The sequence below is a fragment of the Rothia sp. HMSC075F09 genome (assembly GCF_001810515.1).
Taxonomy (GTDB): Bacteria; Actinomycetota; Actinomycetes; order Actinomycetales; family Micrococcaceae; genus Rothia.
In genome coordinates this window covers 25639-50960 of sequence record NZ_KV801780.1, presented here as the reverse complement: position 1 = coordinate 50960, position 25322 = coordinate 25639, and the positions used below count along the sequence as shown (strand labels likewise).

Below are 25322 nucleotides of genomic sequence, written 5' to 3'. Positions count from 1 at the left end.
CCTTCAAGGAGCCTCACCCCACTACTTTTTTGCTGTTTCTCTATTGTCTTAAGATCTTCTTTTCTGTTCACCAAACTGACGGATATTAATGCTCATCGGGTCACCAGCCCAACTCGTAAGTTCTGGGCATAATTCAGGATAAATATTATGGATAACTGATTCCAATGTTGCTGCCAACGCAATCCAATCACCAACAAGACATGCATAAGAGGACGCTTGACTTGGTTTATCAATATTACCTAGCAAGGCCTCATCGTCGTCAGCATGCGCCACTTCAGAATATAAGTACCTAGTACCGATGACTGCGTTTGTTACTCCAAGAGGTAATATATCTTCGCCGGTCTCAATATTCGCCGCCATAATGTGGAACCTTTCAAATGGAACATTTTGAAAAAACCATTGAATCTGGTCTATATTTTCACGAAGTTTTTTATCTTCAGTACCCCTTCGGAGCGATTCCAACACACGTTCCCAATAGATATTCTCCTGCTTCAGAGTAAAAGGCCTAAACTTTATCATGGCGGCGTCCATTGCATCAAAATCAGGCAAATTTAAATCTTCAGTAAGGATTATATCGAATTTTTTAGAACCTTCATCTGGCACTATAGAAAAAGTGAGCCTCATACCCATTTTAATACAACGTGGATCCTGAGCAAGAGTAGACGAAAGTACACTTCGGCAACGTTTAGCGGCCAGCTCAATCCGCCTCTTATCTCCATCTGCACCTCTAGAAATAGGGGTGGGCCTGAAATTGTTTACATTACTACTCATGTTTACCTCTTCCAGCTCTTTAAATTACTGAAATTATTTACCAGCAATAAGTTTAGGATATATTCTCTGTCTCATTTGTTATCCATACCATCTTGATTGTATCTTTCTATAATATCTTCAAGTTGCCCAAGAACTGAGTCAGGCAGAATCTCATATACCTCACCAATCAATCTCCGATTTACAATAAACTGATTAACCAGTGTATTCAAAGAGTTTGCAAGAGCTTGAGGTAGACCCTGAATATTTTCACCAAGGAAAAAGGTAACAGATTCAGCCTCTTCTTCCTTTGAGTGGAGTACCTTATTACCAATAGTTCTAATGATAGTAAGTGCTTTAAAAACATCTTGACTAACAGAACGGCTTAGGAATTTAATTCTCCCATCCAGATTTGCGTTATTAGGGAGGTCATCTTTAGTTAGTTCATAAACCAACTTCTCTGCCGCGGCACGCATTAGTGCAGCAGATGCTCTTTTAGATATTGGAAATACAGCCGATGCTTCCCGATAGAGCTCTGCCACCTTTTCAGGCATTTCTTTGCTCGGCTCAGGAAACCCTGGATCTGCAGGCACTGGATAGACAAGCACGGTACCTTTCCAGAAACTCGATTTTTTACAGCTGTAGCAGATTGAGACATGCCAATTCATGTCTTCTGCCTGAACTGCAGATTCCCCAGCCTGAGTTTCCGCATTTCCATCTGAAGGAGCAGGATATTCTATTGTCAACAGTTCGTATGGAGGAAATTGATTGTATCCAGAGAACATTTCCTCTTCATACAGATAAAGGTCTCGAAATTTGTGCCCTGTATGCGCTTTGCAATGTGGGCACATGAAAGAATCTTTCTTGTACGCCGGGAGATGGTCTTTCATTATTATTTCCTCACGCTCATACTGTACGGAATATAGATGCGAGACCAAACCTTTTAAGGGTCGCATTAGATACTTCTATCCTGTATCCACCGCTCACAATATGATTGGCTCACCGACATCCTAGTAGAGCACCATACCACTACTTCAAGAAGAAGCAACTAACATGCCTATGCAATCAATAAATTAGCAACTGAGGGCATAAATTCCGCTTTCATGGATTCCGGCATACAAAAATCCCCGGTTCCGAAGAACCGGGGATTATCTGTGCGCGAGGGGGGACTTGAACCCCCACCCTCTAATACGAGGACTAGCACCTCAAGCTAGCGCGTCTGCCTATTCCGCCACCCGCGCAGGTGACTTTCGAACGTTTTCCTTTCGGTGCCGTTCGAAGCAACACGTAATACTATACGGGCTTTCTGAGCACTCCGCAAATCGAAAGAGTATGTTCTGTATCACATATTGAGTGACGTTTATTTCAAACCGTGCCACAACCCCTCACACCTCAACTAATATGACCGGCACGCCCACTCAACTGCCATATTTCCGGTCATACCGACTAGAATAAAGAGCATGAATAATGAGAACCTCTCCCGCGAAGAAGCCGCAGAACGTTCGGCTCTCATCAGTGTCGACACCTACGACGTGCATGTCGACCTGACTAACGCCAAGGACCCCGAATTCGAGTCCTACCCCACCGTCACCACCGTCCGATTCTCCTGCAATACCCCCGGTGCAGAAACCTTCATCGACTACATCCACCACAGCGTCGACTCCGTTAAGCTCAACGGCACCGAACTGACCCTGGCTGATGTCGTCGACGGCGCACGCATCACCCTGCCCAACCTGCAGGCAGAAAACGTGCTCACCATTCACGGTCGCTCCTACTACTCCCGCTCCGGCGAAGGTATGCACCGCTACTTCGACCCCTCCGACGGTCGCGTCTACCTGTACACCCAGTACGAGCCCTCCGACTGCCGCCGAGTCTTCCCGAACTTCGAGCAGCCCGACCTGAAGGCAGTCTTCAACTTCCGCATCACCGCGCCCAAGGACTGGGTCGTCAGCTCCAACGGCGTACTCGAAAGCCAGGTCGTAGACCCCACCGACGACTCCATCACCAAGCGAGTCTTCTCCCCCACCGCAAAGATCTCCACCTACATCACCGCAATCGTTGCCGGCGAATACTTCACTGCAACCACCACCTACAAGCCCAAGAGCAAGGTCAACAGCGGTGACATCCCCCTGGTCGTATACTGCCGCCAGTCCCTCAAGCCGCACTTCGACTACGACCACATCTTCAAGGTCACCGAAAACGGCCTGGACTTCTTCCAGGACCTCTTCGACTACCCCTACCCGTACCCCAAGTACGAGCAGGCATTCGTGCCCGAATACAACATCGGCGCAATGGAGAACCCCGGCCTGGTCACCTTCACCGAAGACTACATCTTTGTCTCCGGCGCAACCGAGGACGACCTCGAAGGCCGCACCAACACCATCTGCCACGAAATGGCACACATGTGGTTCGGCGACCTCGTCACCATGAAGTGGTGGGACGACCTGTGGCTCAAGGAATCCTTCGCAGACTTCATGGGCACCCTCGGCGCTAAGGAAGCCAACAACTTTAACGACGCATGGGTCACCTTCGCGAACAACCGCAAGGCATGGGCATACATGCAGGACCAGCTGCCCACCACCCACCCCATCGTCGCTGACATCCCCCACCTGGAAGCAGCATCGCAGAACTTCGACGGCATCACCTACGCAAAGGGCGCATCCGTGCTCAAGCAGCTGGTCGCCTACGTCGGCTTCGACACCTTCATTGAGGCAGCACGCGTGTACTTCAAGCGTTTCGAGTGGGGCAACACCTCCCTGAACGACTTCCTGCAGGTACTCAACGAGGTGTCCGGCCGCGACATGCAGGCATGGGCTAACGCATGGCTGCAGACCTCCGGCGTGTCCGCACTGGGCACCAAGCGCGTCTACGGCGAAGACGGCCAGCTCACCGACCTGATCCTCACTCAGGAACTGCCCGCACAGCAGCCCGCAGGTCTGGGCCGCCCCCACGTTGCAAAGCTGGAAACCTTCGCGCTGACCGACGGCAAGCTCACCTCCACCGGCCTGCTCTCCCTCGAGTACCCGGCAGAGCCCGTCTCCGAGCACCGCGTGGAGCTCACCGACGAGCAGAAGAAGCTCGTTGGCGAAGCTGACCTGCTCATGCTTAACGCAGAAGACCACACCTACGCCAAGGTTGCTCTGACCGACGAAGACGGCCTGCAGGCAGCTATCGAAGGTGTCTCCACCCTCGAATCCGCGCTCTCCCGCGGCCTCATCTGGGGCTCCCTCTGGGAGAACGTGCGCGATGCACGCCTGCCCGTCACCACCTACGTCGACGCAGTCGTACGCAACGTCTCCAAGGAACCGAGCGCATCCCTGCTGGGCACCATGGTCAACAACGCACAGGTCGCTATCGCAACCTTCTCCGCACCCACCGGCCGCGAGCGCCTCTACGACGCTCTCTACGACGCATTCGCAGCCGCACTGGCGCAGGCTAAGCCCGGCTCCGACGAACAGCTGATTCTGCTGCGCGCCCTGATTTCGGTCTCCACCAACGCGACCAAGGGTGAAGAGCTCTGCCGCGATATTGCCCGCGGTGCTTTCGAAGACACCACCGGCGATATTGCTGACGCAACCGGCATTCCTTACGACCAGAACCTGGGTTGGAGTGCACTGGGTGCGCTCGCAAGCCGCGACCTGGTGACCGTTGAGGATCTGGACCGTGCGGCGAAGTACAGCCCCTCCTCGATCTCTTCGAATGGTTACGCGTACGCGATTGCTGCCCTGCCCTCTGCTGAGCGTAAGGCTGCCGCGTACAAGACCATCATGGAAGACGAGTCGCTGTCGAACGACGCTCTGGCCTCGACCATTAACGGTTTTGCTCGTGGCCCGGTTGAGCTGCGTGAGTCCTACTACGACTCCTACTTTGAGGCTCTGTTGCCTCTCTGGGCGTCTCGTTCGATTGGTATGGCGACCCGCATTGTACGTGGCCTGTACCCGAAGGCTCCGTACAACACCGGCTCCACCGAGGGTCTGGGTGTTGAGGGCAACCCCTCCGTGGCGCTGGCTCAGCGTTGGCTGGAGGCGAACCCCGAGGCTCCTTCGGCTCTGCGTCGTCTGGTTCTGGAGGCTCAGGACCACGGCCACCGTTCGATTGTGGCTCAGAAGTTCAACGCTTCCCTGCAGAACTAAGCTGCATGGTTTGAGTAGCTGAGGCGGGGTGTGGACCGGTGCCTAGACTAGGTTCCGATCTCCCCCGCCAGGTTCTCAAACTGATTGATGTAGACCGCCGCTTGGCACTTACCCGGTTGTGAACCGGGTGGTGTCGAGCGGTGGTCTTTTTCGCGGCTTTCTCAGCCGAAATTTTTGTTTCGGGAGGCTCCACGCGGAGGGTTCGCGGCCCTTTAGTGCGGCGACGTGAGCCATCGTTACCGGGGCTGATTCCCCCAAACGCAAAACTATATGCACCCGGTGCTAAAAGACAGATAAATGTCACCCGTTTTTGTGAGCTGTCCGCTCTGAAAGCATGAGAGAATAGACTAGGTATCCGCTCGCTTAGACATATCAGAAGGAGTTTTCAGTGGTCGATTACGCACTCGGTGACCGCGGTAGCGTTGACATCGTCACCGATGATTACTACGAAGCAGAAACCCTCCAAATTTTCGAGGAACTGCACATCGACCGTGAACGGATCTGGTACGGTGAAGCGCGCCTGGTTCCCGAACCGGATAACCCCTACGAGCCCAATAGCATCGCCGTCTACATTGACGAATTCAAGGTAGGCCGCATGAGCGTGGAGGACTCCGCCGCGTACTGGGATTCCATTACCCGCGTGGTCGCCTCCGGCTACGAACCTATCGCGCATCTGCAGCTCTCCGCTGTTGCCGTACGCGCTGAAGGCGGCAGCATGCACGTGAAGAGCACCGGTGTGCTCTCCCTGTCCGCACCCGGTTCTCTCTTCCCCCTCAACGACGCACCGACCCGCGCAACCCTGCTGCCCCAGGGCCCGTCCATGAAGGTGCTCGACGAGAAGGAACACTCCGAATACCTGCACAGCATCCTGCCGCCCAGCGGTGAAGGCCGCGTGATCCTGACCCTGGAAGCGAACCAGCTCAAGACCTCCGACGGCCGCGTTGTTGACAGCGTGGAGGTGCGCCACGACCGTAAGCTCGTGGGCCGCCTGAGCACCCAGATGTCTGAGCAGCTCGCACCCGTGATTCGCTACGCGTTCGAGAACGACCGCCTCACCAGCGCATGGGGCACTATTCGCGGTAACACCCTCGAGCTGTCCCTGACCGTTCAGGCTGCACGCCCTGCCGATATTCCGCAGGAATGGTACGAGACCCTGCCCAACAACGTTCCGGCTCTACTGCCCGTTGGTGAAGACTACGAGGTGCCCCCGGCATTCGTGCCCACCGAAGGCGAACGCCACTACCTGGAGTCCTCTGCACAGCAGGCGCCGAAGAAGCGTCGCGGTTTCATGAGCTCCCTGACCGGTGGTTCCTCCGCCCCCGAGTCGACCCGCAGTGAACCCGCCGCAGAGAAGCCTGCCATCGAATACAGCCTGGAAGAAGAGGAGTACTACGAGCCGAACGAGCGTGACCGCCTGCTGAACCTGATCAAGGGTGCAGGCCTCGCCGTTCTGGTCGCCGGCCTGATCTCGATACTGTGGACCCCGATGCTCGGCATCCTCATCGCTATCCTGGGTGGCGCTGTTGCGGCTGTAGCATTCTACTTTGGTCGTCAGCCCTACTACGATGACTACGAAGCCTACGACGAATACGAGGACGAAGAGGCTACCGAGGAAGAGGAAGAGCCCGAATCGAAGGCATAAGCCTCTCCCCTCAGAACATACGCACAAAGGGCGGCTACCCACCATTACGGTGAGGTAGCCGCCCTTTCACGTACCCTGTTTTCCCAGGAACGGTTAACTAGGAACGGTTAAACACAGCGGGGGTGAAAGCGCATACAAGCGTTCACCCCCGCAAGGAGTTAGATCTTAGTCCTGACCGTAAGTAGCCATGAACTGATCCATCGTGTCATTCTGCAGTGCGCTTGCCAGGTGGGCATTTGCAGCCTGGTTAACCAGAATGATTGACTGACCGTCATAGGACCAACCCGGGCCAGCGTTCGGCAGAGTGGTCATGCGCATCGTAGTGTCACCGCTGGTCAACACCGGAGCCGCAATCTGAGCAATCTGCGCCGCATTCAGACCGGAGTCCACACGCATGTAATCAGTCAGAGACTCGATAGAAGACTGGAAAGAAGCAACATTGCTCAGCGCGCCCTTAGCCTTCATCGTGTTGTATAGGCCGCGCAGGAATGCACGCTGGTTACGAACACGCTGGTAGTCACCATCAGCGAAAGAGTAACGTTCACGAACAAAGCTCAGAGCGCCACTGCCGTTGAGGTGCATCAGACCCGGGGTAAAGGTCCAGACATTACTGGTGAATGCGAAGGGAACCTGGACGTCCACGCCACCAATGGCATTCACGAGAGACTTGAATCCTTCAAACTCAATTTCAGCCACATGGTCGATCTTGACGCCCACCAGGTTTTCGATGGTAGCAACCTGTAGGGAAACACCGCCGTAGTTTAGCGCCGCGTTCACCTTAGCCGTACCGTAACCGGGAATATCAACCCAGGTGTCACGCATAATCGAGATGATGTACACACCCTTGCCGTCAGCCGGGATGTGCATCAGCATGATGGTGTCCGCACGGGAACCGCTCACCAGAGCTGCATCAGCACCAGTACGGGTATCGCTACCGAGCAACAGAATGTTTTTGCCGGGTCCCTTAATAACGCCGTAATTGTATCCGTTGTCCAAGATACCGTCGCCGTCCTTATCGTGTTCGCTGGCGTTAGCTGCAAGAGCCGCAGCAGCATCGGTGGTGCCGTTCTTGCCGGTATCCGAGTTGGTGACGGTCGGAGCCTTCAGCTCCGTCACGTTGAGCTTCTTAGCCTCGCCAAGCTGCTCCTTAATTTTGCTGAGGTCTTCGTCCACCTTAGTGATGGAATCGAACTTCTCGGTCTTGCTATCCCAGGTGTGGCCAGCACGCCAAATAAAGAAACCAATACCGAGGGTAATAACCAGCAGAAGAATCAGCAGGATCAGCAGAATACGCTTGACCCATTTCTTCTTCTGCGACGGTTCAGAGTGAGCGTCGCTCATTAAGTTGTCCTTTGTTTGAGGTGGTGATACGCGAGACGCACAGCGCATCCAGCGAAGTCTCTAGAATACAGAGAGCCGGAGAATACCCGCCGATATGGGGCGGTGCTGGAGGGCACAGAAAATGCACAACTCGCAAAATACTTTCCCATTGTAACGCTGTCAGCGGGTCTGCGCACCGGCGAACGAAAGGTTTTACACTACAACTTTCCTCACGTTCACGCGATTTATTTTGCTATGTGCCGCAGAACGCACAATGCCCCGCCTCCCTGAAAACCAAGGAGAACGGGGCATTGATTTCGCTAAAAAGCAAAACTGGGACAGAAGATTTACTTCTTGCCGAAGTTGCCGAAGCGTGCGTTGAAGCGCTCGACGCGACCTGCGGAGTCCATGATGCGCTGCTTACCGGTGTAGAACGGGTGCGACTCGGACGAGATTTCAACCTCGACGATCGGGTACTCGTTGCCGTCTTCCCACTTCTCGGTCTTGTCCGAGGTCATGGTGGAACGGGTCAGGAAGACCTTGCCGGATGCGAGGTCGCGGAACAGAACCAGGTTGTAGTCCGGGTGGATTTCTGCCTTCATTGATTACCTTCTTCTGCTACTGGATTTTGCCAGTAGCCCTTATATAGATGGAGTAGGTTTTTCGATGTGCAGCTATCGAGAAAATCTCAGAGCGCATCACCATTGTGCCCGCATAGGGCGCACACAACCCATTAAGGGTACCACCTTCACGGATTAAATCCCAGTACGTTCCCTCACAGGCACCAACCGACACGCCGCAAGGGCACCCGAAGAAGGCACTCACGCGGGTTAATAACCAGGTGAGACCTCAGGTTATGAACGCGGGCGGGTCTCCCAGAACGCCACGGCGCTCGCCGCCGCAACATTCAAAGAATCCACACCGTGCGACATCGGAATCATCACCGTATCGTCACACGCCGCCAAGGTGCGGGGCGACAGACCGTGCCCCTCCGTGCCCAGAATCAGCGCAAGCTTCTCATCCCGGCGAGCAGACAGCTCCTCCAGGGTCAGCGAGTCCTCCTCCAAAGCCAACGCCGCGCTCTTAAAGCCCAGCTCGTGCAGGGTCTGCAAGTCAGCAGGCCACGACTCCAGGCGAGCCCACGGCACCTGAAAAACAGTACCCATCGACACTCGAATCGAGCGGCGGTACAGCGGATCAGCGCACCGCGGAGTCACCAGCACAGCATCCACGTTCAGCGCGGCAGCCGAACGGAAAATAGCGCCCACATTCGTGTGGTCCACAATATCTTCCAAAATCGCCACGCGAGAGGCACCCTGCAGCAACTGCTCCAGAGGCTGCGGCTCCGGACGAGCCATCGCCGCCAACGCACCACGATGCAGATGAAAACCGGTCACCTGCTCCAGCTGCTCCTCACTACCCACATACGCGGGAGTGTCAGGATGGGCGCGCAGAACATCCGCCAAATCATCAGCCCACTTCTCACTCATCAGGAAAGAAACGGGCTGATGACCGGCAACGAGCGCACGACGAATCACCTTCGAGGACTCCGCAATGTAAATACCCCACTGCGGCTCCATGGCGCTACGGAGCTTCACATCGGTCAGCTGCGTGTAGTAGCGCAAAGCCTGCTCGGGTGCCTGCGCCAGAGCCGTGACCGACTCGATGGCGTAGACACGCTCGGCACGCTCAGCGATCTGTTCGGCGCTCAGCTGCTTCGGGGCACGGCTCATGCGCGCTTGAACGCGGAGTAACGACCCGCGGAGGTGACGGTCAGAGCCAGGTCCATATCGTAGGTTGCGGCGAGGTTAGCCTCGGTAATGGTGGACAGGATCGGGCCGGCAGCAACCACGCCGCCGTCACGGATCAGCAGGGCGTGGGTGAAGCCCGCCGGGATTTCCTCGAGGTGGTGGGTGATGAGCACGGTAGCCGGTGCGTAGGGGTCAGCGGCAAGTGCGGTCAGACGCTCAACCAGGTCCTCACGGCCAGAGATGTCCATGCCTGCGCCGGGCTCGTCCAGCAGCAGCAGTTCGGGGTCGGTCATCAGTGCGCGAGCAATCAGCGCACGCTTGCGCTCGCCGTCGGAGAGGGAGCCGAAGGTGCGGTCAGCGAGGGTGTCGACGCCCCACTCAGCCAGCAGTTCGGTGGCACGCTCGTCGTCCATGACGTCGTATTCTTCCTTCCAACGGCCGGACACAGCGTACGCTGCGGTCACGACAACGTCGGAAACCTTCTCGTTGGCGGGAATCTGGGTAGCCGAAGCACCGGAGGACAGACCAATGCGCGGGCGCAGGTCGAACACGTCAACAGCGCCGAGGGTCTCGTCAAGGATTTCAACCTCGCCGCTGGTCGGGTGCAGGCGGGCTGCCGCAATCGAAAGCAGAGTGGACTTACCGGCGCCGTTGGGGCCCAGAACGACCCAACGTTCACCTTCGTTCACAGTCCAGGAAACGTCGTTGAGAATCTTGCGGCCGCCGCGAATCACGGAGACATTCTGAAGGTTGAGTACGGTGCTCATGGTTCTTCTTCCAGTGAGTTAGATGGATGGGATGCGCCCCACCCCGCAACCCGTGCCGGGTTATCGGAGCGGTTGGCGCATAGTGCGCGGGTACCCCACATTGGGTTCCTCGCGCTAAACCTTAGGGGCTATAGGTGCCGCCGCGTCAGGGGCGGCGCGCCTCATCAAATGTACCTTGTCAGAGGGGCGGGCGCATCCGCGACGGCACCTATAGCGGCTGAAGTTATTAGTCGATGAAGCCGCGTGCGCCGCCGACCAGCTCAACGTGGCCGGTCTCAACGTCTGCGGTGACCATCTTCGCGATTTCCTGCGCGAACTCGTTGACGGTGTAGAGCTTGCCGGCGGTCTCGCGGCGCTGCTCAATAGCGCCGGGGTGCAGGCGGTTCAGCAGGGTTGCGGTGACGGTGCCTTCAATCATGTCAGCGGACACGACGACCAGGGAGATACCCTTCTCGGAAAGTGCGGGGATCTCGGCGATCAGTGCGTCTTCGCCTGCGCGCTTGGACTCTGCGACGGGCTTGTACTCGTCCATGGTCTCAACCTCGCGGATGAAGTGCGCCTGGTGGCTGGTCACGAACACGATGCGTGCGCCTTCGGGCATCTTCTCTGCAGCCAGGCGTGCCAGGTTCAGCTGTGCGTCACGGTTCAGGCGCATTGCGTAGTCTTCGCCCATGCCGGTTTCCATACCGCCCGAAGCGTTCAGGATCAGGTAGTCCAGAGAGCCGAAGGTCTCCACGGCGGTGTTGACGAGGTTCTGCAGGTCCTCGCTGTTGGTCACGTCAGCCTGCACTGCGATTGCCTTGCCGCCAGCCTCTTCAATAGCCTTGACGATCTTGTTCGCGCGCGGTGCCTTGGAGCGGTAGTTCACCACAATGTTCGCGCCCTCAGCGGCGAGAATCTGTGCGGTGTCTGCGCCAACGCCGCGGGAGGAGCCGGTAATGATGATGGTCTTGCCGGTCAGCTGTGCCATAGTTTTATGTCCTTAAGTCTAGAAAGGGCGCGCCCACGTTCGGGCGCTTCATGCAGTCCGTACGGGGTGGGGGTTAGTGACCCATACCCAGGCCGCCATCAACGGGGATGACAGCACCAGAAATGTAGCTAGCCTCATCGGATGCGAGCCAGCGAATCACGCGAGCGACCTCTTCTGCCTCCGCAAAGCGACCAGCCGGGATGGACGCGAGGTAGTTCTTCTTGGTCTCTTCGGGCAGAACCTCGGTCATTGCGGTGTTGATGAAGCCCGGTGCCACCACGTTAGCGGTGATGTTACGGCCGCCCAGCTCACGGGTGATGGAACGCGCCATACCGACCAGTGCAGCCTTGGATGCGGAGTAGTTGACCTGGCCGGGGGAACCATACAGACCCACCACGGAGGAAACCAGGATGATGCGGCCGCGCTTGAGCTTCAGCATGCCCTTAATGGCACGCTGAACCACGCGGAAAGAACCGGTGAGGTTAGTGTCGACCACGTCGGTGAAGTCGGATTCCTTCATGCGCATCAGCAGCATGTCGCGGGTGATGCCTGCGTTGGCGACCAGCACCTCCACGGGGCCAAATTCTGCTTCAATTTCCTTGAATGCTTCGTTAATGCTGTCAGCATCGCGTACATCTGCCTTGACGGCGAAAAGTTCTTCGGGGGCTTCACCGCTACGGTAGGTGATGCAGACATTGTGTCCTGCCGCCTGGAATTCCTTGGCAATTTCGTAGCCGATGCCTCGGTTGCCGCCGGTGACCAGCACGGTCTTGGGAGTGTTCTCGCTCATGAGCTTCCTTGATGAGTCGACCCCTCACGATCAGAGCCGATGTAGCGGCTACGCGGTTGGGGTGTGGACGGATGGACAGACAAACCCTATTTTACCGCGTTTTAGCGTAAAGGTGCCGCAGGCTACACTCCACTCTTGAACACTGAACACCTGCTCCCCTTCTTTTACATGCCTCATCGGGCGCGTACACTAGCTGAAGCGGAACAGCCCGCACCCCTTTTCTGCCCGGTCGCGCGGGCACGGAATAACACCGCACGTCGAGGCGCAATAGGAAGGACAAGAAAACATGGATCTGCTCGGTTCACTTTCTCAGGATGCACAGCCCGAGTACGCCAAGTGCTCCCGCAAGGGCTGCCAGCAGGCAGCAGAATTTCAGCTGCTCTGGAACAACCCGAAGGTGCACACCCCCGAGCGCCGCAAGATTTGGTTGGCGTGCTCCGAGCACGTGGGCTGGCTGGAGAATTACCTGCGCGAGCGTGAGTTCTGGAAGCAGACTCTGCCCTTTGAGGGGTAGTGCCACTTGAGAGGTGATGTCGCTTGAGGTGACTCCGCTTGAGGGATAACCCCGCTTATCGAAAGTAATTTCGATATATGCTATATTTGTTCTAATTAGTTCGAGTGAACATCCCGGAACCCAGGCAACCGCACTCGCTGAGCAATCGCATTCAAGGAGGCACCTCCCCATGATGGGCTATTCGCACACCGTCAGCGCCGCAGCTGGCTGGCTAGTGCTCGTCGAGACGGGAGTGGTACAGGTTCCCGATACCCCCACCCTCATCGTGACCACCCTGGCGTGCGCCGGTGCGGGCATGCTACCGGATATTGACCACCACAACGGCAGTATCGCCAACTCCATCCCGCCCATTTCACGCTGGGTAGCACGCATTGTTGGGGCAGTCAGCGGCGGACACCGCAAGGGAACGCACTCCATTTTGGGTCTGGTAGCTTTCTGGGCAATTGCCTATTTCAGCGCCAACCTGAGCTACAACGGAATCCCCTGGGCTTCACTACTTCTTGCCGCGTTCTCGGGCGGTCTGGCATTGCGCGTGCTCGGCGCACCGGGTGGATGGATCGGTGCCGTCGCCCTCGGGTACGCCGCCTACACGACTGATTCGCTAGCACTACTCCCCTGGGCTATTTCGGTCGGCGCGACCATCCACCTGATTGGCGACCTGCTGACAACTCGCGGACTGTTGCCCCTCTACCCCATTGTTATCAAGCCCCTGGTGGCATCTCCCCTATGGAAAAAGAGCGGCTACATGGCACTGCCGATCCTGGGTGATGCCGGCAGCGTACGCGAGAAAGCACTCGTTCTAGCATTGACCGGGTACATCGCCTGGTACGCGGCAGCCATGATGGGCTTTACCGAATACCCTCTGCAAATGTTCGGACTGGGTATTCACGCCGCATAACGTGCCGCATAACTAAATTCTCACTGAGGACAGCAAAGCGCCCCGTCACTTCCCTACGGAAGCGGCGGGGCGCTTTTCTAATCCTTATCCCGACCTATCGGGGTGAGAGATTAAGCGTCCTGGATGGGCCAGAAGACGTCAACCTCAACGTTCTCTTCACCGGAGGTGGGGTACTTCTCGAACTCAGTGTTGTGCATTGGCAGTTCTCCTTCGTGAGCGGGCGGGAATCTCTTCTCCCCCGCGCTAGCTCACCATCGGTAGTGAGCCCTAATGTTTCGCGTTTGCGTCCTCGCAGTGGCGGGAACAGTTACAAGTCTACGCCCCATGCATGTTGTGTTTCTACCATTTTTCCCACAATGTATGTAGAGACACATGAAAAATTTAAAAAGCCCACACAGACCCCCTGAAATATCGCCCGAGAGCTTTTCTTTCCCTCAGAAAAACCCACAAGGCAACATTATTTCCCGTCAAATACGCCGCGAGTTTGGTGTGTCAGAACCCACAAGTCACATGCACGGGAACGTAATTACACCACATATGGTCAGAAAACAATACAACCCCACGGGTCAGGTCACATTTTTCCGCACTATTCACGAGAAAAATACCGGCAATATCTCCGCAACATATTTTCAGAACACAAAAAATACGCCCTGGACAATACACCCCAGCCAATACACCCCAGCCAATACGCCCCGGACAATAAAACAACGCGCAATACACAAGAGGCCCCGGTACCACACGGTACCGGAGCCTCCCCCGTACTTTTATGTCGGCTTTGATGTTCAGCGGATATTGCTTAGGCCAGCGAAATCAGATCCTGGTAATCCTTCGACCATAGGTCCTCCACCGCATCCGGTAGAAGCAGCACGCGCTCAGGATCCAGCGCCTCCACGGCACCCTCATCGTGAGAAACCATAACAATGGCGCCCTGGTACGCCTTCAACGCGTTCAGAATCTCCTCACGCGAGGCGGGGTCCAGGTTGTTGGTCGGCTCATCGAGCAGCAGCACGTTCGCGCTCGACGCCACCAGGGTCGCCAGGGACAGACGGGTCTTCTCACCGCCGGAAAGCACACCGGCAGGCTTATCCACGTCATCACCGGAGAACAGGAACGAACCCAGAATCGTGCGCACGCGGGTGTCATCCAGATCCGGCGCGGCAGACTTCATGTTCTCAAAGACAGTGCGGTCGCCATCAAGAATTTCGTGTTCCTGCGCAAAATAGCCCAGCTTCGCGCCGTGACCGTACACAACCTCACCCGTATCAGGCTCGGTGGAACCAGCCAGCATGCGCAGCAGAGTGGTCTTACCGGCACCGTTCAGGCCCAGCACCACCACTCGCGAACCGCGGTCAATCGCCAAATCAACGTCCGTGAAAATCTCCAGAGAGCCATAGGACTTCGACAGGCCCTGCGCAGAGAGCGGAGTCTTACCGCACGGCGCCGGATCCGGGAAGCGAATCGCCGCAACCTTATCGCTCTGACGCTCCTCCTCCAGGCCGCGCAGAAGCTTCTCAGCACGCTTAATCATCTGCTGAGCGGCAACAGCCTTCGTCGCCTTCGCGCGCATCTTATTCGCCTGCTCCATCAGAGCATTCGCCTTCTTCTGCGCATTCGCACGCTCACGCTTGCGGCGGTGCTCATCCTGCTCACGCTGAAGCAAGTAGTTCTTCCAGCCCATGTTGTACTGGTCAATCACGCAGCGGTTCGCGTCCAGGTAGAAGACGCGGTTGACGACCAGCTCCATCAGGTCAACATCGTGGCTAATGACCATCAGGCCGCCCGAGAAGTTCTTCAAGAAGTCACGCAGCCACATGATGGAGTCAGCATCCAGGTGGTTGGTCGGCTCGTCCAGCAGCATGGTGTCTGCATTGGAGAAGAGAATACGCGCCAGCTCCACGCGGCGACGCTGACCGCCCGACAGAGTGGACAGCGGTTGGGCGAGCACACGCTCCGGCAGGTCCAGGTTGGAGGTGATGACCGCCGCCTCCGACTCAGCCGCGTAGCCGCCACCGGCAATGAACTCAGCCTCAAGACGGTCGTAGCGGCGCATACCCTTAGCGCGCACCGCCGGGTCTTCACTCGCCATATCGTCCTGCGCCTGACGCATCTTACGCGCCACACCGTCCAGGCCACGCGCCGAAAGGATGCGGTCACGCGCCAGCTGGCTCATGTCATCCACCTTCGGGTCCTGCGGAAGGTAGCCGATAGTGCCGCTGCGGGTCACCGTACCGTCAGCGGGCAGGGTCAGACCGGCAAGCACCTTAGTCATAGTGGTCTTACCGGCACCGTTGCGGCCCACCAGACCAATCTTGTCACCCTTATCGATGCGGAAGGTGACCTCTTCCATGAGCAGGCGCGCGCCTGCACGCAATTCGAGGTTCTGTACAGCAATCATGGGTGCCTTTCCGGATGGCGGTCTGGTGTGTGGGTTGATAGTGCTCGGTAGGCGGGATTCGCCGGGTTAGAAGCGGCGAGCGCGCAGAGCACCTCATCAATTTTAGTGCAGGCGTGCCGAGTGCGCATGTGGGGCACCTTTTGTTTTTGTGGTATGCGGTGTACTATACATACCGAACACTATTTGTAGAACATTGTTCAAAACTGGGTTGTGACAAGCAAGTCAACCACCGCCACCCTCAACTCTGTAGAAAAATCTGCAGAGCAACACGTATCAAAGGAGTACCACCCCAATGACCGATTCCGTGCGCGAATCAGCCCAGGCACCGCAGGCAACCCAGGCACCGCGCCGTAACGTAGCGGCAAAGACCTCCCTCGCCACCGATCTCTCCCTCATCGCAGTGTTCGCGGGCTTCATCGCCGCGCTCGCCATCATGCCCGCCGTCAGCTTGGGCGGCGTTGCGGTTCCCTTCACCTTCCAAACCCTCGGCATTTACATCACCGCTCAGGTACTCGGCGGCAAGCGTGCCACCGCCTCCGTGGCGCTGTACCTGCTGGTTGGTTTCGCTGGCCTGCCCATCTTCGCTAAGGGCGGCGCCGGCTTGGGTACGCTCGCCTCCCCGAGTGCCGGCTACCTGCTCGGCTTCCTGCCCTTCGCCGCTATTGCCGGTACCCTCGCCTACCTGTTCACCCGCAACACCCGTTCGGTTGGTGCAACCTTCCTCATGGCTCTGGTCGCGAACTTCTGCGGTTTTGTGGTTCTGACCGCCTGCGGTATCGCCGGTATGATGGTGAACGCCCACATGACTTTTGACGCCGCATTCAGCGCGGCAATGGTATTCGTTCCCTGGGATCTGGTGAAGTCCACGATCGCGGTTCTGGTTGGTTTGTCGGTACGCCGCGCCTTCCCGTCCCTGGCTTCTACCCAGCGTTAAAGGCACACGATGTGCCACACGAGAGGATAGCTATGTTTTTTCGCCGCTCCACGCGCCAGCCTGCACCGCAGCAGGTGCAAGGCGAGCAGGCGGTGAGCGCCTCTACCAGCATGCCCGCCCTTGAGCTTGAATCGGTGAGTGTTTTCACCGAGCTGCCCGAAGGCGGGCATCGCCGTATCCTCAAGGATGTGAGCCTGCGTTTCATGGCGAAACGCACCGCGGTCCTGGGTCTGAACGGTAGCGGCAAGTCCACCCTGCTGGGGCTTTTTAATGGGCTCACCCACCCGGATGAGGGCATTGTGCGCGTGAACGGTGTAGACACCCTGGAGGCGCCGAGCCGCGGCTCGAAGGGCGCCGGTTCTCACACCGGTTCGCAGGGTGCTTTTGAGGGTGTGGGCATGCTCTTTGCCCAGCCGGAGGCGCAGCTGATTATGCCCACCGTCGCCGAAGATATTGACCTGAGCCTGCGCCGTGCCGCCGCCGTTGAGGGAAGCGTTCTCAGCGGTGAACAGCGCCGCGAACGAATTCGTGAACTGCTCCGCGAGCGCGGCCTTGAGCACCTTGAAAACCAGAGCGTTTTCACCCTCTCAGGAGGCGAAAAGCAGCTGGTCGCTCTCACCAGTGTGCTGGCGGCGCGCCCGCTGATTCTTCTGCTCGATGAGCCGACCACCCTGCTGGATTTGCGCAATCGCGCGCGGCTACTCAAGCATTTGGAGTCGCTGGATCAGATGCTGGTGCTCAGCACGCACGACCTGGATTTGGCGGCGTCCTGCGATGAAGCCGTCATTATTCATGACGGGCGCCTGCTCGCCCAGGGGGATGCGGAGCAACTGGTGCAACAGTACCGCACGTGGTGTGCCGAAGGGTTCCCGAACGAGGGTGCGACCGAAGGTCTGGATTCGGCAGGAGGCGCGCATGGGCGCTAACACGCCGCGCGTGAATCCTCGCCCCGCCTCTCAGGGCTCGGATTTCAACCCCGGTACTCTGCTGGTGGGTTTCTACCAGCCGTTGAACACGCCGGTGCATCGGGCGCCGCTGTGGCTCAAGGGCACGCTCTTCTTTGGGTTGTTTCTGCTGTTGGCGGTGACCGGCTGGCAGGTGGCGCTGGTGGCTTTGGTTGCCTCCACGTTCTGCGCGTTGTGGGCTGGTGTGCCTGCCTCTCAGCTGTGGCTGGTGGTTCGCACGCTGTCTCTGCTGCTACTGATCATGGTCGGCTATTACGTGTTTACGGGCCAGTACGCCTCCGGCGCGGATGCTATCGCGACTATGCTGACGGCTTTTTATGCGTCCCGCGCTCTGCTGGTGAGCACTCCCCTGCCGGTTCTGATTGACGGCTTTGTGAGGCTGTGTTCGCCGTTGCGTTTCGTGGGTCTTTCTCCCGAGCGTCTGGGCCTGCTGATCGCGTTGATGGTCCGGTCGATTCCGGCGCTCATGGACCGTTGGGGTGCGTTGCGCAGGGCGGCGGTGGCGCGTAACCTGCCCAAGCGCATGTATTGGCGGCTGCTGATTCCGTGGGTGGTGCAGGCGGTTGATTACGCGACGGCGACCGCTCGTGCTTTGCGGGCGCGGCACGTGGACGAACTGAAATAGCGCAGACACGCGAGAGGGGCGGGGTGAACCTTGTAGGTTCATCCCGCCCCTTCGCTTTAATCGCCCAGCTAGGCTGGTTTAGGGCATTTCAATGAGGAGCGCCGCCGGGAGCTGCTCCCACCACAGGTACCAGTCGTGCTGACCGTAGAGCGCCTCCACGAGCTTGTCGAAGCCGCGGTAGACGCGCACCGGCATCGCCGAGGAAACCATCGTGTGCTCGACCGCCAGAATCTCGGCGTCGCGGCGGGTCGTGACCGGTACCGGCGTGTAGAACTCGATAAAGTCTGAGGCGATAACAGCCGGGTAGGCGTCATCGCGTTCAAACCAGTAGCGGGCAATGGACAGCATCGCCTCGGGGCTGGGGCTGGAATCCCAGCCGCCGAAGGGCAGGTAGGCGAACACCCCGGATACATCCCGCAGCGGCAGGTCCATAATCAGCAGTTCCGCGGCGCTGTCGATGTCGGTGGTTTTGACCTTCTCATTGATGATGCCGGCGGTCAGTTCGAAGGGGTACTCCGCTTTCAGGGGCGTACCAATATCGTCTTCGCCAAGTTCACCGTTTTCCATGAGGCGGCGGTAGGTCTGCAGGTAGGCGCTCTCGTTCAGGTGCCGGAACGCCTCATGCGCGGCAACTTCTACACCGACTTGTTCCAGGTAACGCTGCTGGTCGGTGATGAGGTCGTGTGCGTACCGCTCGATGGTTTCGGCGGTGATGTTCTGCACGGGCGTTGAGGTGCGCAGGGAGACGTTATTCTCAATGGTCCCGAGCAGGGTCGGGTCGAGGGCAACCACGATGGGGGTTGTTCCCCGGTTCTTGCCCTCGTAGAGGTGTTCGAGGTATCGCCGGTTAAGTTCGGCTCGTGGGGCGCCGTGGCGGATTCGCTCGTGTGGGTAGGGATACAAAGCGACGAAGCGCTCGTAGAGCTCTGCCATGGTGTTCTCCGATGTTTGGTTGCCCCCAGTTTATCGCGTATTTTCGCACAAAAATACGGGTTTTTGAAGGTTTTAGCAGGGCGCGGAGGGCGTGTAATTTTTTCGTTTGATGAGTGTGTATCGGTGTGTGCTAAACACGCTTAAACTGCCTTTGTGTTGGGCGGTTTGCGCACCTGTTTTCGCCAGAAAAAGTTAGAAATTTTTTGCCACCATATGAGATTTTGGGCGAGTTACACCGGGCGGTGCAAAAGGGTTCGGAGGACACTTTCGTGGAGGTGGCGGGCGCCTCCTGCGGGTCGGTATCCGCTGCCAGAACTCGGGTAGAACAGGCACCAAGTTAATGATTTACAGACATAAAGCACCCTATTTTCTTCTTCGGCGCGTCATATTTGACGTATTAAGGGTGTTTTGGGCGAGTTCCGCCACAGCCACCCCACAGCTGGCGTAGAGTGTTGGTACCAGCTACCACCCGTGCCGCGTTGGTGCGGAAAACGTCGCTGGGACCATCAACTCGCAGGAGTTCAAACCAACGGAGGTTCTCATGTCGAATAACTACTACAAAGAGATGGTTCGCCTGGCAGACAGCATCGCTGATAAGGCGCATGAGGGGCAGACTGACCGTAACGGCTGGCCCTATATCTCCCACCCTCGCCGTGTGGCTCTTGGGGTACGTAAGCTTGCGTGTGAGTTGGCTGCCGCGACTCACCCTGATATTTCTTTGGAGGAGCTGAAGGCTGAAGCGCAGATCGTGGCGTTGCTGCATGACACGGTGGAGGATACCGGCGTTTCTCTCGCTTTCTTGGCGCGTCACTTCTCGGCGCGTATTGTGGATGCGATTGATGCCTTGACCCGCCGCCCGGGTGAGTCGCGTGAGTCGTATCTGAGCCGGGTGCGTGTGAATGATTTGGCTCGTCTGGTGAAGCTTGCCGATATTGCGGATAATACTGACCCGCAGCGTTTGGCGCTTCTGGAGGAACCGACTCGTACCTGCCTCATGATCAAGTATGAGCACTCGCTGAAATTGCTGCACCTGAACGACTAGGTTCAAGCTGACCATATAGAAGCCGCCCGGTATGGAATGTGTTCCATGCCGGGCGGCTTCTATGAATCATCTATTGAATTAGTCCAGGTGAGAGATAGCGTACTCCGCTTCTTCCTCAGTGAAACCTTCAACGGAAGAAGTCAGCTGAGAACGGATTGCTTCAGGAGACATGTTCATCGTCTTCTGGTAGCTCTTTGCGCTCTCCAGGGCATTCGCGTTCCAGTCAGCCTTCACATTGTCTACAGCGTACTGAGCAGCTTCAGGAGAGAACTTTTCGAATTCACTGGTGAGCTGGTCGTAGATACGCTGCTTGGACATGTGCATAGTGCGCGAGTACGATTCGGCCTTCTTCAATGCCGACTTGTACTCACTCGGTACACTATCGCTCTGCTTTGAATTAGACTCTGCCGCAGTGGTGGCAGGAGCCGCAGAGGAGTCTACGGCAGCAGAATCGCTCGTAGCAGCCGAGTTAGCAGCGGCAGAAGATGAGGGAGCGCTTACCGTGGTGGAGCTCTTAGAGTCGCCGCCCATCATCGAAGCGCAGCCACCAAGAAGAACAAGAATAACGAGAGTGATAAACCACCAACGGAGATAAAAAGGCTTCTTCTTAACGTAGACAGAACCGTCAGCGGCAATAATCTTTTGTGCCATGATTTCCTTTCGGCGTCCTCAAGCAGCCATTGCATGAGAGCCTAATATGATGTGAGTGTATGATTCACAAGGAAATATACTCGACCCCCCCCCCAAAGTCAAAGCGTCCTAATTGTTTTAGTAAAATACATCCCTATTATCATCAAATTACTTTTAAAGCTGGGGTTAAGACCACACGTTCATTTTATATAAAACACAAAAATACCCGCCCGGTGCCGAAGGCATACACCTTCCGCACCGGGCGGGTACTTTATTTGCGGTCAGGAGCTTAGATGTTGAAGCCCAGCGCGCGCATCATATCGCGGCCGTCCTCAGTAATACGCTCCGGACCCCACGGCGGCATCCAAACCCAGTTCACACGCCAAGAATCAACCAGGTTATCCAGGTTGCTCTGAACCTGCTCCTCAATAACCTCCTGCAGCGGGCAGGCTGCGGTGGTCAGAGTCAGGTCCAGAATGAGGGTTCCATCCTCATCCCAGCGCAGACCGTAGAGCAGACCGAGGTCAACAATATTGACGCCGAGCTCCGGGTCAATGACCTCCTTGAGGGCTTCCTCAATCTCTTCCTGAGGAACACGACCCTGCACAGTCTCAGTCATAGTTCTATCTTTCTGTCAGAATCCGGTCAGGGAAGAAGCTTACTTCTTACCTACGTAAGCTACGTAGCCCTCTTCTTCCAGGCGGTCAGCCAGCTCGGGGCCGCCCTGGTCAACCATCTTGCCGTCCACGAACACGTGCACGAACTGCGGCTTGATGTAGCGCAGGATGCGGGTGTAGTGGGTAATCAGCATGACGCCCATGTCGTTCTCGTCGTGCGCACGGTTAACGCCCTCAGACACAATCTTCAGTGCGTCAACGTCCAGACCGGAGTCGGTCTCGTCCAGGATGCCGAACTTGGGCTTGAGCAGCTCCAGCTGAAGGATTTCGTGGCGCTTCTTCTCACCACCGGAGAAGCCCTCGTTCACGTTACGTGCGATGAACGCGGGGTCGATCTCCAGGTTCTTCATGGCTTCCTTAACGTCCTTAGTCCAGGTACGCAGGGAGGGAGCCTTGCCGTCCACAGCAGTCTTAGCGGAACGCAGGAAGTTGGACATGGTCACGCCGGGGATCTCGACCGGGTACTGCATAGCCAGGAACAGGCCTGCGCGTGCACGCTCGTCCACGCTCATCTCGGTGATGTCCTCACCGTCGAGCAGAATCTGACCGGAATCAACCTGGTACTTGGGGTGACCAGCGATGGTGGAAGCCAGAGTGGACTTACCGGAACCGTTCGGGCCCATGATTGCGTGAATCTCGCCCGAGTTGATGGTCAGGTTAACGCCCTTCAGGATGGGCTTGGTGGTTTCATCGTCGAGGATGACCGAGACGTGAAGGTCCTTGATTTCAAGAGTAGACATTGATTTCTCCTGGTAAAGCTTAGTTGTTGCTGAGGGCGAGCTCTGCCTCAAGGGCCTCGGTGAGCTGCTCTTCAAGTTCGGGAACGCGAATCTGCTGAATGATCTCGTTCAGGAAGCCGCGCACGACCAGACGGCGTGCTTCAGCCTCCGGAATACCGCGAGCCTGCAGGTACCACAGGTGCTGCTCATCGAGCTGGCCGGTGGTGGATGCGTGGCCGGCGCCCTCAATCAGGCCGGTCTCAATCTCCAGGTTCGGCACAGAGTCGGCGCGGGGGCCAACTTCCAGCAGCAGGTTACGGTTCAGCTCGTAGGTATCGGTGCCTTCTGCATCCTTACCAATCAGAACGTCACCAACCCATACGGAGTGCGCACCCTTACCCTGCAGCGCGCCCTTGTAGGTCACGCGGGACTTGCAGTTGGGTACGGAGTGGTCCACGAACAGGCGGGACTCAATGTGCTGACCTGCGTCTACGAAGTACAGGCCGTACATTTCAGTCTCAGCGCCGGGAGCGGTGAACTTGGTGGAGGGGGTCACGCGCACCAGGTCGCCGCCGAGGGACACCACAACGTGCTTGAAGCGTGCGTTGCGGCCCAGCTTAGCGTAGTGTGCGGAGGCGTGGATTGCGTCGTCAGCCCACTGCTGCACGGAAACAACGTTCAGCTCAGCCTCGTCGTTCACCACGAACTCAACGTTCTGTGCCAGCACGGTGGAGCCGGTGTGGCGCAGAACCACGACAGCCTTCGAGAAGGGCTTAGCCTCAATCACGATGTGCTGCGCGGCAGCCTCGTTGCCGGTGCCGGTGATGTCGATTTCCACGTGCTCAGCCAGTTCAGCTTCGGCGGGGATGGTCACCACGGTTGCTTCGGTGAAGCTGGACCATGCGTTTGCTGCCACGCGGTCCTCAGGGATACCTGCGGAGCCGATGCGTGCATCCTCGCGGGAGACGGTCTCAACCTGAACCTGCTCGGGTGCGGTCACCTTCGGTGCCGGTGCGGTGCCGGTCAGCTTCTCCAGGTGCAGGCCGCCCAGACGCTTCAGCGGGGTGAAGCGCCAGTCCTCTTCACGACCGGTCAGGGGCGCGAAGTCCTCCACGTTGTAGGAGGTCTTACGCTCTGCACGGGATGCTTCGAGTACCTTCTGGATGTTGTTCGGGTTGGAGCCCTGGTGGTGTGCCTCGGTGGCACGGTACAGGGTGTCATCGTGGGCGAACTCGGTGGCGAGCTTCTCGCCCTCCTGGTCCATGCCGGGGATGATCGGGGAGTGGTAACCCAGGGTTTCTTCGTTGGTCGGCATTAGCCCACAGATCCTTCCATCTGAAGTTCGATCAGGCGGTTCAGTTCGAGTGCGTACTCCATCGGCAGCTCACGTGCGATGGGCTCAACGAAGCCGCGGACAATCATTGCCATTGCTTCTTCTTCGCTCAGGCCGCGCTGCATCAGGTAGAACAGCTGGTCCTCGGAGACGCGGGAAACGGTCGCCTCGTGACCCATGGTCACATCGTCCTCGCGCACGTCCACGTAGGGGTAGGTGTCGGAGCGGGAGATGGTGTCCACCAGCAGGGCGTCACACACCACGGAGGACTTGGAGTGCTTAGCACCCTCGCGCACCTGAACCAGGCCACGATAAGCGCTACGGCCACCGTTACGGGCCACGGACTTCGACACAATGGTCGAGGAGGTGTTCGGTGCAATGTGAACCATCTTCGAACCGGTGTCCTGGTGCTGGCCCTCGCCAGCGAATGCGATGGACAGGGTCTCACCCTTGGCGTGCTCGCCGACCATGTAGACGGCGGGGTACTTCTGGGTGACCTTCGAACCGATGTTGCCGTCCACCCATTCCATGGTGGCACCCTCGTGCGCAACAGCGCGCTTGGTCACCAGGTTGTAGACGTTGTTCGACCAGTTCTGAATCGTGGTGTAGCGAACGCGGGCGTTCTTCTTCAGCACGATCTCAACCACTGCGGAGTGCAGGGAGTCGGACTTGTAGATGGGGGCGGTGCAGCCCTCGATGTAGTGAACGTAGGAGCCCTCGTCCGCGATGATCAGGGTGCGTTCGAACTGGCCCATGTTCTCGGTGTTAATGCGGAAGTACGCCTGCAGCGGGATCTCCACGTGGACTCCCGGGGGAACGTACACGAAGGAGCCACCGGACCATACGGCGGTGTTCAGCGCGGAGAACTTGTTGTCACCAATCGGGATGATGGAGCCGAAGTATTCCTTGAACAGTTCGGGGTATTCGCGCAGACCGGTGTCGGTGTCGACGAAGATCACGCCCTGCTGCTCCAGGTCCTCACGGATCTGGTGGTACACGACCTCAGACTCGTACTGTGCAGCCACACCCGCGACGAGGGAGTTACGCTCCGCCTCGGGAATGCCCAGGCGCTCGTAGGTGGTGCGGATGTCCTCGGGCAGTTCCTCCCAAGAGGTCGCCTGACCCTCGGTCGAACGCACGAAGTACTTGATGTTGTCGAAGTCAATTTCGGAAAGATCCGCGCCCCAGGTGGGCATGGGCTTACGCTCGAAGAACTTCAGCGCCTTCAGACGCATGTCCAGCATCCACTGGGGTTCGTTCTTCTTTGCAGAGATGTCGCGCACGACGTTCTCGTCCAGGCCGCGCTTTGCTACCTGGCCTGCTTCGTCGGAGTCTGCCCAACCGTACTCGTAGTTGCCAATGCCCTCGAGTTCGGGGTTCATCTCCAGGATCTCTGAAATGACGGTGTCGTTGGCGTTCTGCCCAACTTTCTCAGTCATTACGGCCTTTCTTCGATGGTTATTACATTTCTCGCCGCCACCTGCCGGTTGCAGGCGCGGTAGTTGAGGGGGCTGATGCCGCACTCAACCACAATGCG

General features: G+C 57.5%; 23 protein-coding genes and 1 tRNA gene. 8 read left to right on the top strand and 16 right to left on the bottom strand.

What is annotated here, in order from left to right; all coding sequences use genetic code 11:
- Nucleotides 1-48: 48 nt before the first annotated feature.
- The 3 genes from HMPREF2749_RS02165 to HMPREF2749_RS02155 form a co-directional block, all read right to left on the bottom strand.
- On the bottom strand, nt 49-771 hold the full coding sequence (locus HMPREF2749_RS02165; RefSeq protein WP_141747354.1) for a hypothetical protein: 723 nt from the start codon (nt 769-771) through the stop codon (nt 49-51).
- A gap of 71 nt (nt 772-842) precedes the next feature.
- Nucleotides 843-1532: a DUF4145 domain-containing protein gene (locus tag HMPREF2749_RS09100; protein WP_168162424.1), complete on the bottom strand. Its 690-nt coding sequence runs from the start codon at nt 1530-1532 to the stop codon at nt 843-845.
- Between the two features lie 370 nt (nt 1533-1902).
- A tRNA-Leu gene (locus tag HMPREF2749_RS02155) sits at nt 1903-1988 on the bottom strand.
- Between the two features lie 219 nt (nt 1989-2207).
- Here HMPREF2749_RS02155 and pepN point away from each other — a divergent pair.
- Together pepN and HMPREF2749_RS02145 are read left to right on the top strand one after the other, a co-directional pair.
- The gene (gene pepN, locus HMPREF2749_RS02150) at nt 2208-4880 is read left to right on the top strand and encodes an aminopeptidase N (protein WP_070593277.1); all 2673 of its coding nucleotides are present in this window, start codon (nt 2208-2210) and stop codon (nt 4878-4880) included.
- 388 nt (nt 4881-5268) lie between these two features.
- Nucleotides 5269-6522, top strand: coding sequence for an HIRAN domain-containing protein (locus HMPREF2749_RS02145; RefSeq protein WP_012903558.1), 1254 nt, complete (start codon nt 5269-5271; stop codon nt 6520-6522).
- Between the two features lie 165 nt (nt 6523-6687).
- On the opposite strand, the gene HMPREF2749_RS02140 is transcribed toward HMPREF2749_RS02145, so the two are convergent.
- From HMPREF2749_RS02140 to HMPREF2749_RS02115, 6 genes are all read right to left on the bottom strand, one after another.
- A complete protein-coding gene (locus tag HMPREF2749_RS02140; RefSeq protein ID WP_070593275.1) occupies nt 6688-7863 on the bottom strand; it encodes an LCP family protein in 1176 nt (391 codons plus the stop codon).
- 326 nt (nt 7864-8189) lie between these two features.
- Complete coding sequence (locus HMPREF2749_RS02135) at nt 8190-8444, bottom strand: type B 50S ribosomal protein L31 (RefSeq protein WP_005506069.1); 255 nt, start codon at nt 8442-8444, stop codon at nt 8190-8192.
- Between the two features lie 252 nt (nt 8445-8696).
- A complete protein-coding gene (locus tag HMPREF2749_RS02130; protein ID WP_012903560.1) occupies nt 8697-9575 on the bottom strand; it encodes a TrmH family RNA methyltransferase in 879 nt (292 codons plus the stop codon).
- A complete protein-coding gene (locus HMPREF2749_RS02125) occupies nt 9572-10360 on the bottom strand; it encodes an ABC transporter ATP-binding protein (RefSeq protein WP_012903561.1) in 789 nt (262 codons plus the stop codon). Before HMPREF2749_RS02125 ends, HMPREF2749_RS02130 begins: the two co-directional genes overlap by 4 nt.
- Before the next feature lie 226 nt (nt 10361-10586).
- The gene (locus HMPREF2749_RS02120; protein WP_060824810.1) at nt 10587-11330 is read right to left on the bottom strand and encodes an SDR family oxidoreductase; all 744 of its coding nucleotides are present in this window, start codon (nt 11328-11330) and stop codon (nt 10587-10589) included.
- 73 nt (nt 11331-11403) lie between these two features.
- Nucleotides 11404-12120, bottom strand: a complete 717-nt coding sequence (locus HMPREF2749_RS02115) for a beta-ketoacyl-ACP reductase (RefSeq protein ID WP_070593274.1) — start codon at nt 12118-12120, stop codon at nt 11404-11406.
- Nucleotides 12121-12406: 286 nt separating this feature from the next.
- Here HMPREF2749_RS02115 and HMPREF2749_RS02110 point away from each other — a divergent pair, with 286 nt between their 5' ends.
- The gene (locus tag HMPREF2749_RS02110) at nt 12407-12634 is read left to right on the top strand and encodes a hypothetical protein (RefSeq protein WP_005506080.1); all 228 of its coding nucleotides are present in this window, start codon (nt 12407-12409) and stop codon (nt 12632-12634) included.
- Nucleotides 12635-12803: 169 nt separating this feature from the next.
- Nucleotides 12804-13532 carry a metal-dependent hydrolase gene (locus HMPREF2749_RS02105; protein WP_070593272.1) on the top strand — a complete coding sequence of 243 codons (729 nt, stop codon included), beginning with the start codon at nt 12804-12806 and terminating at the stop codon, nt 13530-13532.
- A gap of 796 nt (nt 13533-14328) precedes the next feature.
- On the opposite strand, the gene abc-f is transcribed toward HMPREF2749_RS02105, so the two are convergent.
- Entirely contained in the window at nt 14329-15927 is a 1599-nt protein-coding gene (gene abc-f / locus HMPREF2749_RS02100) for a ribosomal protection-like ABC-F family protein (protein WP_070543479.1), read from the bottom strand.
- 292 nt (nt 15928-16219) lie between these two features.
- On the opposite strand from abc-f, the gene HMPREF2749_RS02095 reads away from it, so the two are divergent.
- Genes HMPREF2749_RS02095 through HMPREF2749_RS02085 form a run of 3 tightly spaced genes read left to right on the top strand, consistent with a single transcriptional unit; the run spans nt 16220 to nt 18451 of the window.
- A complete protein-coding gene (locus HMPREF2749_RS02095) occupies nt 16220-16861 on the top strand; it encodes a biotin transporter BioY (protein ID WP_070593270.1) in 642 nt (213 codons plus the stop codon).
- 32 nt (nt 16862-16893) lie between these two features.
- Nucleotides 16894-17787 (top strand): energy-coupling factor ABC transporter ATP-binding protein, encoded by an 894-nt coding sequence (locus HMPREF2749_RS02090; protein WP_070593267.1) that lies wholly within the window; start codon nt 16894-16896, stop codon nt 17785-17787.
- Nucleotides 17777-18451 carry an energy-coupling factor transporter transmembrane component T family protein gene (locus HMPREF2749_RS02085; RefSeq protein WP_070593265.1) on the top strand — a complete coding sequence of 225 codons (675 nt, stop codon included), beginning with the start codon at nt 17777-17779 and terminating at the stop codon, nt 18449-18451. The genes HMPREF2749_RS02090 and HMPREF2749_RS02085 overlap by 11 nt, the downstream gene beginning before the upstream one ends.
- Nucleotides 18452-18529: 78 nt before the next feature.
- Here HMPREF2749_RS02085 and HMPREF2749_RS02080 read toward each other — a convergent pair whose 3' ends face one another.
- Nucleotides 18530-19384, bottom strand: a complete 855-nt coding sequence (locus HMPREF2749_RS02080; protein WP_070593264.1) for a DUF4253 domain-containing protein — start codon at nt 19382-19384, stop codon at nt 18530-18532.
- A gap of 541 nt (nt 19385-19925) precedes the next feature.
- On the opposite strand from HMPREF2749_RS02080, the gene HMPREF2749_RS02075 reads away from it, so the two are divergent.
- Nucleotides 19926-20426: an HD domain-containing protein gene (locus HMPREF2749_RS02075; protein ID WP_012903571.1), complete on the top strand. Its 501-nt coding sequence runs from the start codon at nt 19926-19928 to the stop codon at nt 20424-20426.
- Between the two features lie 78 nt (nt 20427-20504).
- Here the strand turns inward: HMPREF2749_RS02075 and HMPREF2749_RS02070 are convergent, their stop codons facing one another.
- The 5 genes from HMPREF2749_RS02070 to sufB all read right to left on the bottom strand — a co-directional run bounded on the left by HMPREF2749_RS02070 (nt 20505) and on the right by sufB (nt 25224).
- The gene (locus tag HMPREF2749_RS02070) at nt 20505-21077 is read right to left on the bottom strand and encodes an Ltp family lipoprotein (RefSeq protein ID WP_070593263.1); all 573 of its coding nucleotides are present in this window, start codon (nt 21075-21077) and stop codon (nt 20505-20507) included.
- Nucleotides 21078-21345: 268 nt separating this feature from the next.
- Nucleotides 21346-21675, bottom strand: coding sequence for a metal-sulfur cluster assembly factor (locus HMPREF2749_RS02065; protein ID WP_005506103.1), 330 nt, complete (start codon nt 21673-21675; stop codon nt 21346-21348).
- 39 nt (nt 21676-21714) lie between these two features.
- Nucleotides 21715-22473, bottom strand: a complete 759-nt coding sequence (sufC, locus tag HMPREF2749_RS02060; protein ID WP_005506105.1) for a Fe-S cluster assembly ATPase SufC — start codon at nt 22471-22473, stop codon at nt 21715-21717.
- Between the two features lie 19 nt (nt 22474-22492).
- On the bottom strand, nt 22493-23767 hold the full coding sequence (gene sufD, locus HMPREF2749_RS02055; protein ID WP_012903574.1) for a Fe-S cluster assembly protein SufD: 1275 nt from the start codon (nt 23765-23767) through the stop codon (nt 22493-22495).
- Nucleotides 23767-25224 (bottom strand): Fe-S cluster assembly protein SufB, encoded by a 1458-nt coding sequence (sufB, locus tag HMPREF2749_RS02050; protein WP_049337647.1) that lies wholly within the window; start codon nt 25222-25224, stop codon nt 23767-23769. The genes sufD and sufB overlap by 1 nt, the downstream gene beginning before the upstream one ends.
- Nucleotides 25225-25322: the final 98 nt, after the last annotated feature.

Coding starts and splice junctions, on each gene's coding strand:
- HMPREF2749_RS02165 (WP_141747354.1), bottom strand. CDS start 771: ATGAGTAGTAATGTAAACAATTTCAGGCCCACCCCTATTTCTAGAGGT.
- HMPREF2749_RS09100 (WP_168162424.1), bottom strand. CDS start 1,532: ATGTTCTCTGGATACAATCAATTTCCTCCATACGAACTGTTGACAATA.
- pepN (WP_070593277.1), top strand. CDS start 2,208: ATGAATAATGAGAACCTCTCCCGCGAAGAAGCCGCAGAACGTTCGGCT.
- HMPREF2749_RS02140 (WP_070593275.1), bottom strand. CDS start 7,863: ATGAGCGACGCTCACTCTGAACCGTCGCAGAAGAAGAAATGGGTCAAG.
- HMPREF2749_RS02135 (WP_005506069.1), bottom strand. CDS start 8,444: ATGAAGGCAGAAATCCACCCGGACTACAACCTGGTTCTGTTCCGCGAC.
- HMPREF2749_RS02130 (WP_012903560.1), bottom strand. CDS start 9,575: ATGAGCCGTGCCCCGAAGCAGCTGAGCGCCGAACAGATCGCTGAGCGT.
- HMPREF2749_RS02125 (WP_012903561.1), bottom strand. CDS start 10,360: ATGAGCACCGTACTCAACCTTCAGAATGTCTCCGTGATTCGCGGCGGC.
- HMPREF2749_RS02120 (WP_060824810.1), bottom strand. CDS start 11,330: ATGGCACAGCTGACCGGCAAGACCATCATCATTACCGGCTCCTCCCGC.
- HMPREF2749_RS02115 (WP_070593274.1), bottom strand. CDS start 12,120: ATGAGCGAGAACACTCCCAAGACCGTGCTGGTCACCGGCGGCAACCGA.
- HMPREF2749_RS02110 (WP_005506080.1), top strand. CDS start 12,407: ATGGATCTGCTCGGTTCACTTTCTCAGGATGCACAGCCCGAGTACGCC.
- HMPREF2749_RS02105 (WP_070593272.1), top strand. CDS start 12,804: ATGATGGGCTATTCGCACACCGTCAGCGCCGCAGCTGGCTGGCTAGTG.
- abc-f (WP_070543479.1), bottom strand. CDS start 15,927: ATGATTGCTGTACAGAACCTCGAATTGCGTGCAGGCGCGCGCCTGCTC.
- HMPREF2749_RS02095 (WP_070593270.1), top strand. CDS start 16,220: ATGACCGATTCCGTGCGCGAATCAGCCCAGGCACCGCAGGCAACCCAG.
- HMPREF2749_RS02090 (WP_070593267.1), top strand. CDS start 16,894: ATGTTTTTTCGCCGCTCCACGCGCCAGCCTGCACCGCAGCAGGTGCAA.
- HMPREF2749_RS02085 (WP_070593265.1), top strand. CDS start 17,777: ATGGGCGCTAACACGCCGCGCGTGAATCCTCGCCCCGCCTCTCAGGGC.
- HMPREF2749_RS02080 (WP_070593264.1), bottom strand. CDS start 19,384: ATGGCAGAGCTCTACGAGCGCTTCGTCGCTTTGTATCCCTACCCACAC.
- HMPREF2749_RS02075 (WP_012903571.1), top strand. CDS start 19,926: ATGTCGAATAACTACTACAAAGAGATGGTTCGCCTGGCAGACAGCATC.
- HMPREF2749_RS02070 (WP_070593263.1), bottom strand. CDS start 21,077: ATGGCACAAAAGATTATTGCCGCTGACGGTTCTGTCTACGTTAAGAAG.
- HMPREF2749_RS02065 (WP_005506103.1), bottom strand. CDS start 21,675: ATGACTGAGACTGTGCAGGGTCGTGTTCCTCAGGAAGAGATTGAGGAA.
- sufC (WP_005506105.1), bottom strand. CDS start 22,473: ATGTCTACTCTTGAAATCAAGGACCTTCACGTCTCGGTCATCCTCGAC.
- sufD (WP_012903574.1), bottom strand. CDS start 23,767: ATGCCGACCAACGAAGAAACCCTGGGTTACCACTCCCCGATCATCCCC.
- sufB (WP_049337647.1), bottom strand. CDS start 25,224: ATGACTGAGAAAGTTGGGCAGAACGCCAACGACACCGTCATTTCAGAG.